This window comes from Sphingomonas sp. MMS12-HWE2-04, from assembly GCF_044881185.1.
Lineage (GTDB): Bacteria > Pseudomonadota > Alphaproteobacteria > Sphingomonadales > Sphingomonadaceae > Sphingomonas.
In genome coordinates this window covers 2,731,450-2,747,844 of record NZ_CP173254.1, presented here as the reverse complement: position 1 = coordinate 2,747,844, position 16,395 = coordinate 2,731,450, and the positions used below count along the sequence as shown (strand labels likewise).

Sequence of the window (16,395 nt, the reverse complement as noted above, 5' to 3'; positions counted from 1 at the left end):
CCGGCGAAGCCAACCAAAAGGTTGGGCTGCGCCACGCGGCTGATCGCTCGGTGGAGACGGCGCACGTGGCACGGGAAGGCGCCGCTTTCGTGCCAAGGTCAAACCCTGTTCTTTGGAAATGGAAAATCGTCGGGTGCCCTGAAATCTGCGTATCGAGTCAACAAGGACAACCGACCAAAATCTGAGCGCCGGATGACGTGCGCTGAAATTGTTGATTTTATGCGGAATAAATCCGGTTCGGGGCGCGAGGCGACCCCAACCAGAAGGTTGGCTAGTCAGGCCGTATACTGGCAGGCGCAGCCCGGCGGCTTCCGCCCCACTTGCGGGCATTGGAAGCGCCCATTCCTCCCCCGGAGGGGGAGGGGGACCGGCGAAGCCGGTGGAGGGGTAGTCGCCGCAGGCGATAACGACACTGTGGCGGATCGCAGCTTTCAGGTCGGACAGGATCACCTGCGCGGGTATCCTGAGGACCCGAACGCCCTGCGTGCAAAGCCAGCGATCGCGGATCGAGCCGTGCATGCGGAGACTACCCCTCCACCAGCCTGCGGCTGGTCCCCCTCCGGGGGAAGATCAAGGAAAGCACCATCCGCACACTTTGGCAAAGTCCGCTTCCCACCCACTTTCGGCCATAAGCCCCGACCTAGATCACTTCTTCCTCATCCTTCTTGCCCACCAGCCGCTTGACGAACTGCCACACCGCGGCGCCCGCCGCGGCGATGCCGATCAGGATCACCTTGCCGAACTTCAGGATGATCGCGAGGAACCCGATCTTCTTGGCCACGCCCAGCGCAACGCCGCCGGCGACCAGCCCGGCAAGGCCATAATCGGCAGTCTTGTCGCTCGACGCATTATAGTCTGCATAGCCCGCGCCGGGCTCGAAGCTCACTGCCTTGCCGAAACTCTGCGCCGCGGTGCGGACATTGCCGAGATCGTTCATCGAGGCGAGCATGTTGAGGCTGAGCACGCCCGTCCGCCCGAGCAGGCGTACGTCATAGTTGAGCCCGTTGACGGCATCGCCTTCGAGCTGGAGCTCGCGCGCCCAGATCAGCGAATGGTTGGCCGCGTCATAGGACGGCGGTTGCGCCCAGCCGATCAGGTGCATCGGCTGGTATCCCGCCTGCTTGCGCTCGGCGTTCTGCTCCTCGGTGCCTTCCTGCATGCCCTTGAGCACGCCGGCATAATCCTGCTTTGCCGCGTCGTCGTCGGGAACGTGGCCGGTATCCTCATAGGTGATCACGGCGCCCCAGACGCTGTCATAAACCGTGGCGTCCTTCTCGAAAACCATGCCCAGCACGCCGTCCGCCGTGCTCGGCGGATTGTGCCAGGCTTCGACAAGCACGCGCCGCGCATCTGCGGCGGGAAGGAAATAATAGCGGTCGCCCAGGTGCATCACCGCATTGGCCTGCGGGATCTTCACGTCGCCGGTCTGCGGGTGGAGGTCCTTTTGCAGCGCCACCATGGCGGGCGGTGCCGCCGGTGCCGCGTCGGGCTTGTCCTTCGCCACTGCCGGCGTCGCCGCGCACAGCACCATCGCAAGCGCCGTCGCGCCGCCACCCCAGTTCCGCATCATCGTCCCCCTTTGGCCGCGGAGTCGGCCTCGGGGGATTTTGGACCGTCAGATGCCGCCTTCGTCAAGCGAAAGCAGCGTCGCGTTGCCGCCCGCACTGGTCGTATCGACCGATACCGAGCGCTCGGCGCAGAAGCGGTGGAGATAGTGCGGTCCGCCGGCCTTGGGCCCGGTGCCCGACAGCCCCTCGCCACCAAAGGGCTGCGACCCGACCACCGCGCCGATCATCGAACGGTTGATGTAGAGGTTGCCCACCCGCGCCCGCGCCTCGGCGATCTCGCCCGATCGCGCGATGCGGCTGTGCAGGCCCATGGTGAGCCCGAAGCCCTTGGCGTTGACCCGGGCAATCGTCTCTTCCAGCTTGCCGGCCTGCCAGGTCGCGACGTGGAGGATCGGGCCGAACCATTCGCGGCCAAGGTCCTCGATCGCGTCGAGCCGGATCAGCGTCGGCGGCACGAACAGGCCTTGCGCGGGCACCGGTACGGTCTTGAGCCACTTGCCCTTCACGCCCTCGCGATAGGCCATCAGCTTGTCATAGGCCGGCGAGTTCGATCACCGGGCCGACATCGGTGGCCGGATCGCCCGGATCGCCGATGACGAGCAACTCCATCGCCCCGCGCAGCATCTCGAGGACGTTGTCGGCGATTTCCTCCTGGAGCAGCAGCAGCCGCAGCGCCGAGCAGCGCTGGCCCGCCGAGCGGAACGACGAGGTCAGCACATCGGCCACCACCTGCTCGGGCAGCGCGGTCGAGTTGACGATCATCGCGTTGATCCCGCCGGTCTCGGCGATCAGCGGGACGATCGGCCGGTCATCGCTCTCGAGCAGCGAGCGGGCGATCGTCTTGGCGGTCGGCGTCGATCCGGTGAAGGCGACCCCGGCGATGCGCGGATCGGCAGTGATCGCGGCGCCGATCTCAGGTCCGCCGGGCACCAGGATCAGCGCGTCTTCGGGCACGCCGGATTGGTGCGCCAGCCGCACCGCCGCCTGCGCGATCCGGGGCGTCTGCGGCGCCGGCTTGGCGACCACGGTGTTGCCGGCCACCAGCGCCGCGACCGTCTGGCCGAGGAAGATCGCCAGCGGGAAGTTCCACGGCGCGATCGTCGCCCAGACTCCGCGGCCCTCCATGCGCAGCTCGTTGCGCTCGCCCGTCGGGCCGGGCAGCGTCACTGTTGCCAGGTCGGTGCGCGCCCGCGCGGCGTAATATCGGCAGAAGTCCGCCGCCTCGCGCACCTCGCCCAGCGCATCGGGGATCGTCTTGAACGCTTCCTTCACCGCCAGCGCCATCAGCTCGATGCGGTTCGCCTCCAGCGCGTCCGCCAGCCGCTCGAGGATGGCCGCCCGCGCCTCGACCGGGGTTGCCGACCAGTCCTCGAACGCCGCCGTCGCACGGCCGATCGCCGCCGTTGCCTCGCCTGCGCTCGCATCGGCGACCGCCGCGGGCACCGGCATGATCGCGATCGCGCTCGCCGTATCGCGCAGCGTGCCGCGCTCCTGCAGGTCGATCCCGCCGCTGTTTTTCCACGCGCCGAACAGGTCGACCGGCAGCGGGATGCTCGGATGGCGCGAGCCGCCCAGCGCGGCGATCTTCTCGACCGGATCGGCAAGCAGTTCGGCCTCGCTCAGATGCTCGTCGGCCAGCTGGTGGACGAAGCTCGAATTGGCGCCATTCTCCAGCAGCCGCCGGACGAGATAGGCCAGCAAGTCGCGATGCCCGCCCACCGGCGCGTAGATCCGGCAATGATAGCCCTCCTCGCGCACCAGCCGCTCGTACAGCCCCTCGCCCATGCCGTGCAGCCGCTGGAACTCGAAGTCGCGGCTGTCGCCCGCCCAGTCGAGGATCGTCGCAACAGTCAGCGCATTGTGGCTGGCGAACGCCGGTACGATATTCTTCGCGTCGAGCATGTCGCGCGCGCAGGCGAGATACGACACGTCGGTCGAGGCTTTCCGCGTGAACAACGGATAGTCTGGGAGCCCTTCCACCTGGGTGCGCTTGATCTCGCTGTCCCAATAGGCGCCCTTGACCAGCCGCACGTGCATCGGCCGGCCGAGTTGGTCTGCCCAGCCGATCACCGCGCGGGAGCGCTTGCCATAGGCCTGCACCGCCATGCCGAACCCGTCCCAGCCCCGCAATTCGGGACGCTTGGCGACATCGCCGATGATGTCGAGGCTCATCTCGAGCCGCTCGCTCTCCTCGGCGTCGACCGTCAGCGGGATGCGCTGCGCCGCGGCTTCGGAAGCGAGCTGCGCGAGCATGTCGGTCAGCTCGGGCACACATTTGGCATATTGGCCGACTTCGTAGCGCGGGTGCAGGGCGCTGAGCTTCACCGAGATCGAATGCCCGGCCTTGGGATCGCGGCCCACTGCGCGGATCGCCTCGAAATAGGCCTGGAAATAGCGTTCGGCATCCGCCTTGGTCCGTGCCGCCTCGCCCAGCATGTCGAAGCTCGCAGTGAAGCCGGCATTCTCCGGCTTCTTCATCCGCTTGCTCGCTTCGTCGATGGTGCGCCCCATCACAAAGACCTCGCCCATACGCTTCATCGCGGCACCCACTGCCTGGCGGACGAACGGCTCGCCGGCGCGGCTGATCAGCCGGCGCAGCGTGCCGGTCTGCTCGTCGCCGACCAGCGCGCGGCCGAGCATCAGCCCCCAGGTCGCCGAATTGACCAAGGCCGAGTTCGACCGGCCAGCATGCGCCTTCCAATCGGCATCGCCCAATTTGTCGGCGATCAGCAGATCGGCGGTCTCGGGATCGGGCACCCGCAGGAAGGCCTCGGCGAGGCTGAGCAACGCGACGCCCTCGGACGAGTTGAGCCGATATTCGTGGAGGAACTGGTTCACCCATCCGCGGTTCTGCGCCGCACGCAGGTCGGCGAGCAGCGCCAGCGCATGCCCCATCACGTTCTCACGCAACTCGGGCGTGAGCCTTGCGCGCGCCAAAAGCGGTTTTAGAACATCGGGTTCGGCGGCGCGGTGCAGCGATGCCATGTTTTTGCGAGCGGCGGACGTTACGTCATTCGTCATCTTCAAGCTTCCGGTCGGGGATGGGCTTGCAGCAATGCCGGGTCGCCCTCTACAGGATGCCAGCGCTATGCGACGAAAGCGTCGGAGAGGAAATGGCCCAGCCTGTTACGATCGATCAATTGCGCGAGCAGATCGGCTCGGAACGCATGTCCGACTGGGTCGAAGTCAGCCAGGCGATGATCGACCAGTTCGCCGACGCCACCGGCGATCACCAGTTCATCCATGTCGACCCGGTCCGCGCCGCCGAGACCCCGTTCGGGGGCACGATCGCGCACGGCTTCCTGTCGCTCTCGCTGATGCCGATGCTCGCCGCGCGCACCGGTGCGCCACCGATCGAAGGCGTCCGGATGGGCGTCAACTATGGCGGCAACAAAGTCCGCTTCCTGACGCCGGTACGTTCGGGGAGCCGGGTGCGCGGCCGCTTCAAGCTGCGCAAGCTCGTCGAGCGCAAGCCCGGCGTCTGGGAGCAGGTCCAGGAATATACGCTCGAGATCGAAGGCGAGGAGAAGCCTGCGCTTATCGCCGAGTGGATTGCGCTTATCTACGTTTGAACAGCAGCCTTCCCGCGCGCGGGAACAGCTAAAAAGAGGAAGTCCCATGTCCCGTTCCGCAGTCATCGTCTCCACTGCCCGCACGCCGATCGGCCGGGCCTATCGCGGCGCGTTCAATGCGCTTCCCGCCCCGACGCTGGGCGCAGCCTCGATCAAGGCGGCAGTCGAGCGCGCCGGGATCGACCCCGCCGAAGTGCAGGACGTCGTGTTCGGCGCCGCGCTCCAGCAGGGCAGCCAGGCCGCCAACATCGCGCGCACCGCGCTGCTCCGCGCCGGTCTGCCGGTCAGCGTCGCCGGGATGTCGGTCGATCGCCAATGCGCCTCGGGGCTGATGGCGATCGCCACCGCCGCCAAGGAAATCGTCGTCGACAATATGGACATCGCCATCGGTGGCGGTGTCGAGTCGATCAGCCTCGTCCAGACCCCGGCGATGCGCGTCGAGCCCGACAAGGAACTGCTGGCGATGCATGGCGATATCTATATGCCGATGCTGCAGACCGCCGAGATCGTGGGCCAGCGCTATGGCATCGGCCGCGATCGCTGCGACGAATATGCCCTCCAGTCGCAGCAGCGCACCGCCGCGGCACAGGCCGCAGGCAAGTTCGATGACGAGATCGTCTCGGTCACCGCGACGATGAACGTCGTCAACAAGGAGACCAAGGAAGTCTCCCAGAAGGAAGTCACGCTCGCCAAGGACGAAGGCAACCGCGCCGACACCACGCTGGAAGGCCTGAAAAGCCTCAACCCCGTCCTCCCCAACGGCATCGTCACCGCGGGCAACGCCAGCCAGCTCTCCGACGGCAGCTCGGCTTCGGTCCTTATGGAAGAGAAGCTCGCCGAGCAGCGCGGCCTCACCCCGCTCGGCCGCTATGTCGGCATGGCCGTCGCCGGCACCAAGCCCGACGAGATGGGCATCGGCCCGGTCTATGCGATCCCCAAGCTGCTCGAGCGCTTCAATCTCAAGATGGACGATATCGGCCTGTGGGAGCTCAACGAGGCTTTCGCAGTGCAGGTGCTCTATTGCCAGGACAAGCTGGGCATCCCGAACGAACTGCTCAACGTCAATGGCGGCGCGATCTCGATCGGCCATCCTTACGGCATGTCGGGCGCCCGCATGACCGGCCACGCGCTGATCGAAGGCAAGCGCCGCGGTGCCAAATATGTCGTCGTGACGATGTGCATCGGCGGCGGCATGGGCGCTGCCGGACTGTTCGAGGTCCTTTGACATTAGGCGTCACCCCGGCGAACGCCGGGGTGACGCCTAATAAGCAGCGGATGGTGCTTCCCTTGATCCTCCCCCGGAGGGGGAGGGGGACCAGCCGCAGGCTGGTGGGGCAGTCTCCGCATGCTCCACGGCCCGAAGAAAACGCAGGACTTTGCGCCTGGCTGCGGCGACATCGCTGCACGGAACGATCGCTCCGCTCGGCTTGTCCTTGAGCGTCGCCAGTCTTTCCGGGCTAGGTTTCCGCGCGATCCTTGTCGACGCGTATCACCGACTGCACCTCTGGATAGGGCGGGATCAGCGTGCCGTCGGGCGCAGCGGTGTAGCTGGTCTGGGTGGGGTAGGCGAAGGCGATGCCGGCGTCACCGAAGCGGCGCAGGATGTCGACTGCGATATTGTCGCGGCCCGGATGCGCGATGTCCCAATCACCGCTCGGAAACTCGACGATATATTCATAGTCGAGCGAGCTGGAATTGAACGCGGCGAAGCCGTTGCGCACCGCTTTCGCGCCATGGGCCTCGGCGATCTCCTTGAGCATCTGCGGGATGCTGTTGAGCGCATCGGCGCTGGTCTCGTAGGTCACGCCCAGCATGAAATGGACGCGGATCTTGGTCCGGTCGCTGAGGTTCTGGATTTCCTTGTCGAGCAGCTGGCGGTTCGAGATGATCCGCAACTCGCCATCGAACGAGCGGATGCGGGTGGACTTGAGCCCGATGCCCTCGATCGTGCCGGCGGTGTTATCATATTTGATGTTCTCGCCGAGCCGGAAGGGTCGATCGAAGATGATCGACAGCGCGGCGATGAGATCGCCGAAAATGCCCTGCGCCGCGAGACCGATGGCGATGCCGCCGATGCCGAGACCCGCGACCAGGCCGGTGACGTTGACGCCGAGATTGCCCAGCACCATCACGATCGCGATCGAGAAGAGCACGATCGACACCAGCAGCCGGATGATCCCGATCGCGCTGGCGAGCCCGGCGCCGTGATAGCTTTCCGAGGTCGTGCGGTGCTCGATCATCCCGAAGATGATCTCGCGCACCCAGATCGCGGCCTGGAATACCGCCGAGATGGTGAACAGGAACTGCGCCGTCGTCGCCACCGCAGGCGGCGGCGCCGCATAGCCCGACACCAGCCGGATCGCGACCATGAAGATGAAGAAGCTGCCGGTCTTCGAGACGGCGCGCCCGAAGATCGAATACCAATTGGCGACGCCTTCGCCGCGCTTGCACAGCCGCAGACCCCAGCCGCGGACGGCATAGAGCGCGAGCACGATGCCGGCAGCGATGCCACCCGCGATCAGGATGTTGAGCCAATGCGCCTGCACCCAGATCCAGCTGTCCCGAACGAACGTCTGGGTCTGGGTCTGGAGGTCGAGTTCGGGGACGAGCGGGGCAGCTTTATTGGTTGTCATGCGATCCTTCAGGCAGCCTTGGCACGCGGTGCGGCGGCATGATCTTCCTCGAGAAAGGCAATCAGGCCGCGTTCGTAACGATTGAGGTAGCGGGTGGTGCGCGGCAGGTGCAAGCGCGCGCGGAAATCGGCCTGCGCCGCCTTGTCCTTGGCGAGATCGATCAGCCGGGGGTGGACATAGGATTTGCGCGCGATTGAGGGGGTGTTGCCAAGCGCCTCGGTCACCGGCTCGAGCATTGCCTTGATGCCCATATAACCAGGCGCGCAGGCCAGCGCCTCGAAGGCTAGGACGCTAGCTCCCCAGGTACGGAAGTGCTTTGCCGTGAAATCATTGCCCATCGCGTCGCGGATATAGCAATTGACGTCGGTCGAGGTGACCGGATGGCTCTCGCCGGCATCGTCGACCCAGCGGAACAGATGTTGGCCGGGCAAATCCTGGACGCGCTTGACGAAGCGGCTGAGCGAGCCGTCGGTGATCGTCATCACGCGCAGCTTGCCCGATTTTGCGCGGAACTGGAGCTTGAGCGTCTGGCCCTTCACCTTGGCGTGGCGTTTGCGCAGCGTTGTCGCGCCGAAGCTCTTATTCGCCTGGGCATAGGACTTGTTGCCGACGCGGATCGTGCCGAGATCGAGCAGGCGGACGACCGCGGCGACGGCCTTTTCCTTGCATAGGCCGCGCAGCTTGAGATCAGCCTCGACCTTGGCGCGCAGCTTGGGAAGATGCTCGCCAAATGCGCCGCAGCGATCGTATTTCGCTGCCTCCTGCGCCTCGCGAAAGCCGGTGTGGTAGCGATATTGCTTGCGGCCCTTGTCGTCCCAGCCGACCGCCTGGATATGTCCGCGCGGATCGGGGCAGAACCAGGCATTGGTGTAGGCGGGCGGCAGGCCGATCTTGTTGAGCCGATCGATTGCGTCTCGATCGGTGATGCGCGCGCCCTCGGCATCCCAATAGCCCCAGCCGTGGCGCACCTTGCGGCGCGTGATGCCGGTTTCCTGATCATCGACATAGACGATGTCTAGCTGTGCCATGGGCCTCCTCGCAGTGTCGCAGTGAATGCGCGGCTGGGCGCTTCGTTCCGGAACCGGCGCTATGACGACCGGGTTGTGCGGCAGGCGATTCCCCGACAATCAAACGAGAGGAACCCCTCGATGGTCGACTATTCCAACGCGCGCGTGCTGATGATCGCTACCGACGGTTTCGAACAGGACGAGCTGTTTGGGCCGCGCAAGGCGCTGCTCGATGTCGGCGTCACGGTGACGCTTGCCTCGCTCAAGACCGATCCGATCACCGGCGAGAAGGGCGGCGAGAAAGGCGAGAGCATCACCCCTGATGCGCTGGTGAGCGATGTCGATCCCGCCGAGTATCAGGCGCTGGTGCTGCCCGGCGGAGTGGGCAATCCCGACACGCTGCGGATGGACGCGCGCACGGTGGAGATCGTCAAGGCGTTCGTCGACGCGGACAAGATCGTCGCAGCGATCTGCCATGCGCCGTGGCTGCTGATCGAGGCCGACGTCGTCGACGGCAAACGCGCGACGAGCTGGCCCTCGGTACGCACCGATCTGGCGAATGCCGGCGCCAGCGTGCTCGACGAGGAAGTGGTGATCGACGGCAAGCTGATCACCAGCCGCAAGCCCGACGATATTCCCGCGTTCAACCGCGCGGTGCTGGAGGCGCTTTCGGACGCTTAAGCCGGAGATCGAGGCGCAGGCCGTTCAGCCATTTCTGCGCGGGGCGCTCTATCCAGCGGTAGAGCGCCACCGACGTGGCGAGGACCAGCGCAAGATAGAGGCCGACCAGCGGCCAGCCGATCACGGCGTTGCGGACAAAGACGAGCTTGAAGGCGATCCACAGCAGATAGTGGCTGAGATAGGTCGCGTAGCTGATCTCGCCGAGGCTGTGGAGCAGCTTGCCTTCGAGCGGATTGCCGCGGCGTCCGGCGGTAAGCGCAAGCGCGAGGAGCAACGCAGCGAAGGCGGCGGGGACGGCCAGCGTCTCCGGCGCGCCCGCGGCCCATGCGAGCAGCGCGGCGAGGGCCGTGAGCGCGGCGACGAGCGCAGGGCGGCGCGGCGCGGTATCCCAGCGCCGCCACAGCGCGCCTATCGCGGTGCCGGCGGCGAATTCGAAGATACAGCGGATCAGCCCGAGGCGCGGGATGTCGTAGCCGAGACCCGGCGCGGCATGCGCGGCGAAGACGCTGTGGAGCAGGGCGAGCAGCGCGACGATCGCGGCGACGACCGCGGCGGTGGGTACGCGGCGCCAGTCGATCGTCAGTGCGAGCAGCGGAAACAGCAGATAGGCGCCAAGCTCGCACGAAATCGACCAGGCGGGGTCGTTCCAGGCGAGCGCATGGGTGAAGCCCCAATTCTGGAGCAGCAGCGCATGGAGCGGCAGCTCGGCGAGCGGGAATTGCTCGGCCGCGCGGCCGGTGGCGCGGAGCAGCAGCGCGAGCGCGAGGGCGCCGACGAGCAGGAAGGCGTGGAGCGGCCAGATCCGCGCGACGCGGCGCTGGAGGAAGCTCGGCACTGCGCGCAGGCCGTCGCGGCGCATCGGCTCGGCATAGCGCAGCCAGATCACGAAGCCCGACAGCAGGAAGAAGAAATCGACCGCGAGATAACCCTTGCCGAAAAGGGCAAGCGCCGCATCGGGCAGCCCGGCGATCGATCCCCGGATATGGTAGAGCACGACCAGCCACGCGGCGACGCCGCGCGCCGAGGTGAGCGCGCGCAGCTCGCGGGTCATGCGGCGGCCAGTTTCGGGCTGCGCAGCGGTCGCCAGCTCGTCTCGGCGCGCTTGCGGGCGCAATAGGTGTCGAGCCCGATCTGCGCGCCGATCAGCATGTAGATGAACGGCTGGAAGGCGATGGCGATAAAGGTGGCGCCGAGCAGATAGACGAAATGGGCGTTCTGCAGCGCGCTGGCGAGCGGCGCGATCCATTCCTGGCCGGGCTGCGGCTTCTTGTAGCGTTGGCGCAGCACTTCCATGCGGATCAGCCCGATCAGGTTGATCAGCAGCCAGATGCCGAGCCCGGCATAGCCCTGCTCGCCGAGCATCTCGAAATAGGCGCTGTGATAGGCGCGCGCCTGATCCACCTCGACGCTGCGATCGACTTTGGCCGAGCCGCCCTGGTCGCTGACCGCGACCTTTTCGTAGCGGATGCGGTTCTGGCGATAGGCCTCGAAGCCGCCGCCCATCGGATGGGTCTTCACATAGTCCATCGTCCATTGCCACACGGCGAGCCGGGTGGAGGCGGAGGCATCGGCCTGGTAGGTCTTGATCGTCCCCATCCGCTCGGTGAAGGTCGAGGGCAGGAAGGGGACGGCGGCGAGGCCGAGGCAGCCGAGGGCGGCGACGTAGAGCATCGGCCGCTTGAAATCGCGGATCATCAGCACCGCGAGCAGGACGATGCAAAGCAGCCCGGTGCGCGTCGAGGTGCCGACCGGGATCAGCATGCACGCGAAAATCAGCGCGTAGGCAAAGCATTTGACGCGCCAATCGGGGACGAAGATCGTGCCGTGGCGCGTGAACCACAGGATCAGCGGGATGATCGCGACGGCGACGGTCGAGATGGTCGAGCCTTCGTAGAGCCCCGAATTGTTTGCGACCATCAGGTTGAGTTCGCCGTACCCGCCGCCCGAGCCGAGCGTCTTGATCCCGCCGACGATGATGATCGACGCGGCGGACAGGATCATGAACAGCAGCAGCGATTCGATGCGCAGCCGGGTGCGCAAGGTGAGCGGCAGGAAGGCTGCGAAGGCCAGCGCCTTCCACACCCATTCCCATTTATCCTTGGCCTCGAGCGCGAAATCGGCGTTGATCGTAGTGTAAAAGCAGTAGCCGAGCAGCAGCAGGATCAGCCCCTGGCGCGGGGCGACGCGGACATCCTTCTTGTCGTCCATCGCCATCCAGCCGCCGACCGCCAGCGCGACGGCGATCATCGAGATCGGCACCGAATTGAGCAGGATATAGGTCAGCCGCTGCGGCGAGACGATGTCGATATAGGCATAGGCCAGCACGAAGATAAACGGCCGGCGGAAGCCCATCGCAAAGAAGGCGCCGAGAAAGGCGACGAAGACGAGATCACGCACGCGGCTTTCCCCAGCGGCGCTTCTTGCCGTCGCTCGAATCGTCCTGCGGGGTCTCGTCGTCGAGATCGGGCCGGCGCAGCAGCAGCCATGCCGCAAGCAGCATCAGCCCATGGGTGAGCCCAAGCGATAGATTGTCGATCATGGGCCGCGCTCCTTCCTTGGTCACGGCTCTAGCGCGATGCGGTTGACGCGGCGTTAAGTGCCTCTGTGCCAGGAAGCGGCCATGCGGATCCTGCACATCCTCGATCACGGGCTGCCGGTGCACAGCGGCTACACCTTTCGAACGCGGGCACTGCTCAAGGCGCAGATCGCGCGCGGCTGGGAGGTCGCGGCGGTGACCGGGCCGCGGCACGGGCCAAGCGACTCGGCGGAGGAGATCGTCGACGGACTGCGCTTTTTCCGCACCGCGCTGCCCAAGCCGGCGCCGACGCCGATCGGCGAGTGGCGCGAAGTCCGCGATTTCAAGCGGCGGATCCTCGAAGTGGCGCGGGGCTTCCAGCCCGACATCCTCCACGCGCATTCGCCGGTGCTCGACGCGATGGCAGGGCAGGGTGCGGCAAGGGCGCTGGGGCTGCCGCTGGTCTATGAGATCCGCGCTTTCTGGGAAGACGCTGCGGTGGGCAACGGCACCGGCGTCGAGGGCAATTTGCGCTATCGGGTGACGCGCGCGCTCGAGACCCGGGCGGTGCGCCAGGCTGATGCCGTCGCCGTGATCTGCGAGGGGCTTCGCGACGACCTGATCGGGCGCGGCATCGATGCGGACAAGATCTTCGTCTCGCCCAACGGCGTCGACCTCAATGTGTTCGGCGAACCGCTGCCCTACGATTCGGCGCTGGCCGAGGCGATCGGCGTGACCGGCGCCGAGACGATCGGGTTCATCGGCAGCTTCTATGACTATGAAGGGCTGGACGGGCTGATCGCGGCGATGCCGGCGCTGGTCGCTCTGCGCCCGTCGATGCGGCTGGTGATGGTCGGCGGCGGGCCGATGGAGGAAGCATTGCGGGCGCAGGCCGAGGCTTCGCCGGTTGCCGATCGCATCCGCTTCGTCGGCCGCGTGCCGCACGAGCAGGTCGAGCGCTATTACAGCCTGATCGACGTGCTGGTCTATCCGCGCAAACATATGCGGCTCACCGACCTGGTAACGCCGCTGAAGCCGATCGAGGCGATGGCGCAGCGGCGGCTGGTCGCGGCATCGGACGTGGGCGGGCATCGCGAGCTGATTCGCGACGGCGACACCGGCACGCTGTTCCGCCCCGACGATCCCCAAGCGCTGGCGCACGCCGTCGCCGGGCTGTTTGCCGACCGCGATCTGTGGGAGGCGCGGCGCGAGCGGGCCCGCGCCTTTGTCGAATCCGAACGAAATTGGGCGACGAACGTTGCTCGGTATGATTCTGTTTACCAAAAGCTAGCATGGTCCGTTTCCATGAAGGACTCGTGGTCGCACACGCATCCGGTGAAGGCATGAACCTGCCGATCGCTACTCTCGGCGCCGCCGTCTTCGGTGGTCTCGCCGTCATCGGCATTGCCGTGCTTCCCGGTGCCAGCCTCGAATCGCTGGCGATGGGCAGCGGGCTGCCGGCGGTTCTCGCTGCAGCCGAGCCGCCGCTGGGCCTGACCGCGCGCGCCGGACTGGCGCTGGGCGCAGGTGGGTTCACTGCCGTGGTGTCCTGGCTGGCCTTGTTCGTGTTGCTCGGCCTGCAAGGTGTGACGCTGGGCGGGCGCCGCTCCGCTGCCGCCGATGCCGATGAAGTCGCCGCACCGGTGGTGCGCCGTGCGGATGCCCATCCCGATGCCCCGCCGCGCCCGCCCTTGCTGGCAACGCGCGATCTGGGCGATCCCTTTTTCGAGGCCGCCGCCGCGCCTGCGCCGGTCGATGTCTCGGTTGACAAAGTTGACGCGGATCGCACTTTCGTCGCGCGCCCGCTCGGTGCTGCAGAAGCGGCTGAATCCGCAGGCAAACCCCTGGGCGCGCCGGTGCCCAAGCGCGCCGAGGCACCCCGCCCGATCGGGCCGGTTGCCAACCTTCTGGTTGGCGAGGAACCGGCGGAAGTTGACACGGTGGCCCCGGCAACGCCGCCTGCGCCGCCGGTCGAACAGGCGCTACCGCGCGACCTCGAACAGCCGCTGGCTGCCTTCGATCCCGCTGCGATCCTTCCGGTGCCGATGCCGCCGGCAGAGCCGGTTGCGCCGCTGCACCGCGTGCCGACGCCCGAGCCCTTGCCTGCGCCGGAGCCGATGCCTGCGCCGGTGCTTACGCCGCGCGAGCGCTTCGAAGTGTTTGAATTGACTCCGCCGGCGCGGCCTAAGCTCGAGACGGTGCTGCCCCAATTGCCGCCGCGGGCCGCGCGCGGCGACGCGATCGCGCGCCCTGAGACCGAAGCCTCGGTCCATGCGCTGCTCGATCGGCTGGAGCGTGGCGTGGTGCGGACCCGCATTCCCGAGACTCCGAAGATTTCGCCGGCCCGGCGCGAGGCCGAGCGCGGCCTCGAGGAAGCCTTGGTCACGCTGCGCAATCTCGCGCGCCGCGCCTAGATCCGTCCTTCCGGCGAAGGCCGGGATCCAGGGTCACATCGGACAGCAATAGTGACTCCGGTTCCCGGCCTTCTCCCGAGGGGTGGATGCCTTAGCGATCCTCGACGGTGAGCGCCTCGATCAGCAGGTGGGTGTCGGCGCCGGCGCGGCGGACCTGCTTGACGGTCAGATCGGCGAGCAGATGCCCGCGCATCGGCAGGTCGATATCGGGCAGCGCCGCCACCCAATCGTCGAGCGCGGGTTCGGAGAGTGCCACCAGCGCCAGCGTATGCCGCGCGCCGGTGAAGCTCACGCTGGCCCAGCGCGTCATGTCCGACTGGCCGATCGTCACGGCGACGCCGGCAGACGCCGCGTCGGCGCGCAGCGCGCGTTCGAGCAAGGTCGCCGCATCCGGGCCGCGGCTCATCGCCCTGGCTCCTGCGTGCTGAGGAACGCCTCGATCCGCGCGACCATGCGCGGACCGAGTTCGCGGCCGTTGCGCATATCGTAGACCAGCCGCGGATCGCGCGCGACTTCCCGCCCGAAACGCGTCGGCGACATTCGTGTGTGCCGCAAGAATTGCTCGATCTTCAACCGTACCGGCATGTGCCTGCTCCTTTCGAGTCGCTGTGTATGATCCTGTTTTGTTCTCAATTTCCTACTTGTCTAGGAAAAATCCTACGCGTAGGAAATGCGGCATGGACGGGTCCGCGCAACGCGCCGCGCTTGCCGCGCTGATGGAGGAGCAGGGCACCAGCTTTGCCGAGCTGTCGCGCGTGCTCGGCCGCAACGCCGCCTATCTGCAGCAATATCTCAGGCGGGGGTCGCCGCGGCTCCTCGCCGAGGCCGATCGCGCGCGGCTGGCGCGCTATTTCGGCGTGCCCGAGGCGCGGCTGGGGGGCGTCGTGCCAGAGGGGCTCGTCGAGATCGCGCGGCTGGATGTCGGCGCCTCGGCCGGGCCGGGACGGATCGCCGAAGACGAAGCGCGGCGGCGGCCCGGGGCATTGTCTCCGGCGCTGCTGCGCGCGTTGGGGGTACGCGCCGAGGCGGGATCGATGATCCGCGTCGATGGCGATTCGATGGAGCCTACGCTCTCCGATGGCGACGAGATCCTCGTCGACCGCGACCGGCGCGCGGTGAAGGAGAGAGGCGGGATCTTCGTGATCCGGCTGGACGGGGCGCTGATGGTCAAGCGGCTGCGTATCGCGATGGGCGGAGTCGAGGTGGTCAGCGACAACCCCGCATATCCGCCACGCGTGGTGGCGGCGGGCGCGGTGGAAGTAATCGGGCAGGTGGCCTGGCTGGGGCGGGCGCTGGTCTGAATGGCCGGCCGGTTCGCCCGGTCCGCAGACCTCGCCGGTTGACAGCAGCCGCGTTAGGAACGAATTAGCATTTTGTACATATCGTACAGATCGCGGGCAGGGCTGTGGGGCATCGGGCCGCCGCTGGAGACGCTGAATGAAGGTTGCCGAAGTCGAGACAAAGACCTGGGAAGGCACGCGTGCCATCGAAGCCACCCAGGCTCGCCAAGCTTTCCGCGAAGTGATTGACGAAGCTTATGCCGCCGGCCGGCGCGTGGTCATCCTGCGCCATGGCCGCGCGGTGGCCGCGCTGGTGGCGATCAAGGACTTGCTGCGCCTGCGCGAGCATGATCGTGCGGCCGATCTGAGGCTGATCGAGCGCGCGCAAGCCCGCGACGGCGCTGTGCGAGACGCGGTCCCGATCGAGGGGCTGGTGGCTGCGCTGGAGCAGGCCGAAGCGGGCAATTTGCAGGGCGAGGGAGAGGATTGGAGCTATGGCGATGTGCCGATCGAGCAACTCGCTGGCGACATCGTCAACCAATATATCGAGTCCCCTGAATTCCTGCAGTTGGCCCGCGTGCAGGTGAAGCAGTTGATCGCGACGCTTGTCGAAGGTCAGGAAAATTTTTCTGCAGTCGATGCGACGCATCTCAAATCGCAAATAGTTGCATCGCTCGTCCAGCATGGCTTAAGCACGCATCAATTCGCTTGAATCTCAATTTTGG

At 66.6% G+C, this 16,395-nt stretch carries 15 protein-coding genes and 1 pseudogene; 7 read left to right on the top strand and 9 right to left on the bottom strand.

Annotated elements, in window-relative coordinates; genetic code table 11:
- Nucleotides 1-640: 640 nt before the first annotated feature.
- The gene (locus AB2M62_RS12665) at nt 641-1,567 is read right to left on the bottom strand and encodes a DUF2167 domain-containing protein (protein ID WP_404334221.1); all 927 of its coding nucleotides are present in this window, start codon (nt 1,565-1,567) and stop codon (nt 641-643) included.
- A 48-nt stretch (nt 1,568-1,615) separates the two neighbouring features.
- Nucleotides 1,616-4,553: pseudogene (locus AB2M62_RS12660) on the bottom strand (L-glutamate gamma-semialdehyde dehydrogenase).
- 128 nt (nt 4,554-4,681) lie between these two features.
- Here AB2M62_RS12660 and AB2M62_RS12655 point away from each other — a divergent pair.
- Nucleotides 4,682-5,140, top strand: a complete 459-nt coding sequence (locus AB2M62_RS12655) for a MaoC family dehydratase (RefSeq protein ID WP_404334220.1) — start codon at nt 4,682-4,684, stop codon at nt 5,138-5,140.
- Between the two features lie 46 nt (nt 5,141-5,186).
- Nucleotides 5,187-6,365, top strand: a complete 1,179-nt coding sequence (locus tag AB2M62_RS12650) for an acetyl-CoA C-acyltransferase (protein WP_404334218.1) — start codon at nt 5,187-5,189, stop codon at nt 6,363-6,365.
- Nucleotides 6,366-6,597: 232 nt separating this feature from the next.
- On the opposite strand, the gene AB2M62_RS12645 is transcribed toward AB2M62_RS12650, so the two are convergent.
- Both AB2M62_RS12645 and AB2M62_RS12640 read right to left on the bottom strand, forming a co-directional pair.
- Entirely contained in the window at nt 6,598-7,773 is a 1,176-nt protein-coding gene (locus AB2M62_RS12645; protein WP_404334216.1) for a mechanosensitive ion channel family protein, read from the bottom strand.
- 8 nt (nt 7,774-7,781) lie between these two features.
- The gene (locus AB2M62_RS12640; RefSeq protein WP_404334214.1) at nt 7,782-8,801 is read right to left on the bottom strand and encodes a DNA topoisomerase IB; all 1,020 of its coding nucleotides are present in this window, start codon (nt 8,799-8,801) and stop codon (nt 7,782-7,784) included.
- A gap of 120 nt (nt 8,802-8,921) precedes the next feature.
- On the opposite strand from AB2M62_RS12640, the gene AB2M62_RS12635 reads away from it, so the two are divergent.
- Nucleotides 8,922-9,461, top strand: coding sequence for a type 1 glutamine amidotransferase domain-containing protein (locus AB2M62_RS12635; protein WP_404334212.1), 540 nt, complete (start codon nt 8,922-8,924; stop codon nt 9,459-9,461).
- Here the strand turns inward: AB2M62_RS12635 and AB2M62_RS12630 are convergent.
- Genes AB2M62_RS12630 through AB2M62_RS12620 form a run of 3 tightly spaced genes read right to left on the bottom strand, consistent with a single transcriptional unit; the run spans nt 9,424 to nt 12,000 of the window.
- A complete protein-coding gene (locus AB2M62_RS12630) occupies nt 9,424-10,512 on the bottom strand; it encodes an acyltransferase family protein (protein ID WP_404334211.1) in 1,089 nt (362 codons plus the stop codon). The genes AB2M62_RS12635 and AB2M62_RS12630 overlap by 38 nt on opposite strands.
- Nucleotides 10,509-11,858 carry a putative O-glycosylation ligase, exosortase A system-associated gene (locus tag AB2M62_RS12625; RefSeq protein ID WP_404334209.1) on the bottom strand — a complete coding sequence of 450 codons (1,350 nt, stop codon included), beginning with the start codon at nt 11,856-11,858 and terminating at the stop codon, nt 10,509-10,511. Before AB2M62_RS12625 ends, AB2M62_RS12630 begins: the two co-directional genes overlap by 4 nt.
- Nucleotides 11,851-12,000 (bottom strand): hypothetical protein, encoded by a 150-nt coding sequence (locus AB2M62_RS12620; protein WP_404334207.1) that lies wholly within the window; start codon nt 11,998-12,000, stop codon nt 11,851-11,853. Before AB2M62_RS12620 ends, AB2M62_RS12625 begins: the two co-directional genes overlap by 8 nt.
- Before the next feature lie 81 nt (nt 12,001-12,081).
- On the opposite strand from AB2M62_RS12620, the gene AB2M62_RS12615 reads away from it, so the two are divergent.
- Nucleotides 12,082-13,323, top strand: a complete 1,242-nt coding sequence (locus AB2M62_RS12615) for a TIGR04063 family PEP-CTERM/XrtA system glycosyltransferase (RefSeq protein WP_404334205.1) — start codon at nt 12,082-12,084, stop codon at nt 13,321-13,323.
- Nucleotides 13,320-14,390, top strand: a complete 1,071-nt coding sequence (locus AB2M62_RS12610) for a hypothetical protein (protein ID WP_404334204.1) — start codon at nt 13,320-13,322, stop codon at nt 14,388-14,390. The genes AB2M62_RS12615 and AB2M62_RS12610 overlap by 4 nt, the downstream gene beginning before the upstream one ends.
- A gap of 91 nt (nt 14,391-14,481) precedes the next feature.
- Here AB2M62_RS12610 and AB2M62_RS12605 read toward each other — a convergent pair whose 3' ends face one another.
- Nucleotides 14,482-14,796: a hypothetical protein gene (locus tag AB2M62_RS12605; RefSeq protein WP_404334202.1), complete on the bottom strand. Its 315-nt coding sequence runs from the start codon at nt 14,794-14,796 to the stop codon at nt 14,482-14,484.
- Nucleotides 14,793-14,975 carry a hypothetical protein gene (locus AB2M62_RS12600; protein WP_404334200.1) on the bottom strand — a complete coding sequence of 61 codons (183 nt, stop codon included), beginning with the start codon at nt 14,973-14,975 and terminating at the stop codon, nt 14,793-14,795. The genes AB2M62_RS12605 and AB2M62_RS12600 overlap by 4 nt, the downstream gene beginning before the upstream one ends.
- 92 nt (nt 14,976-15,067) lie before the next feature.
- Between AB2M62_RS12600 and AB2M62_RS12595 the strand changes: the two genes are divergently transcribed.
- Complete coding sequence (locus AB2M62_RS12595; protein WP_404334198.1) at nt 15,068-15,691, top strand: helix-turn-helix transcriptional regulator; 624 nt, start codon at nt 15,068-15,070, stop codon at nt 15,689-15,691.
- Nucleotides 15,692-15,827: 136 nt separating this feature from the next.
- A complete protein-coding gene (locus AB2M62_RS12590; protein WP_404334196.1) occupies nt 15,828-16,382 on the top strand; it encodes a type II toxin-antitoxin system Phd/YefM family antitoxin in 555 nt (184 codons plus the stop codon).
- The last annotated feature ends 13 nt before the right edge of the window (nt 16,383-16,395 follow it).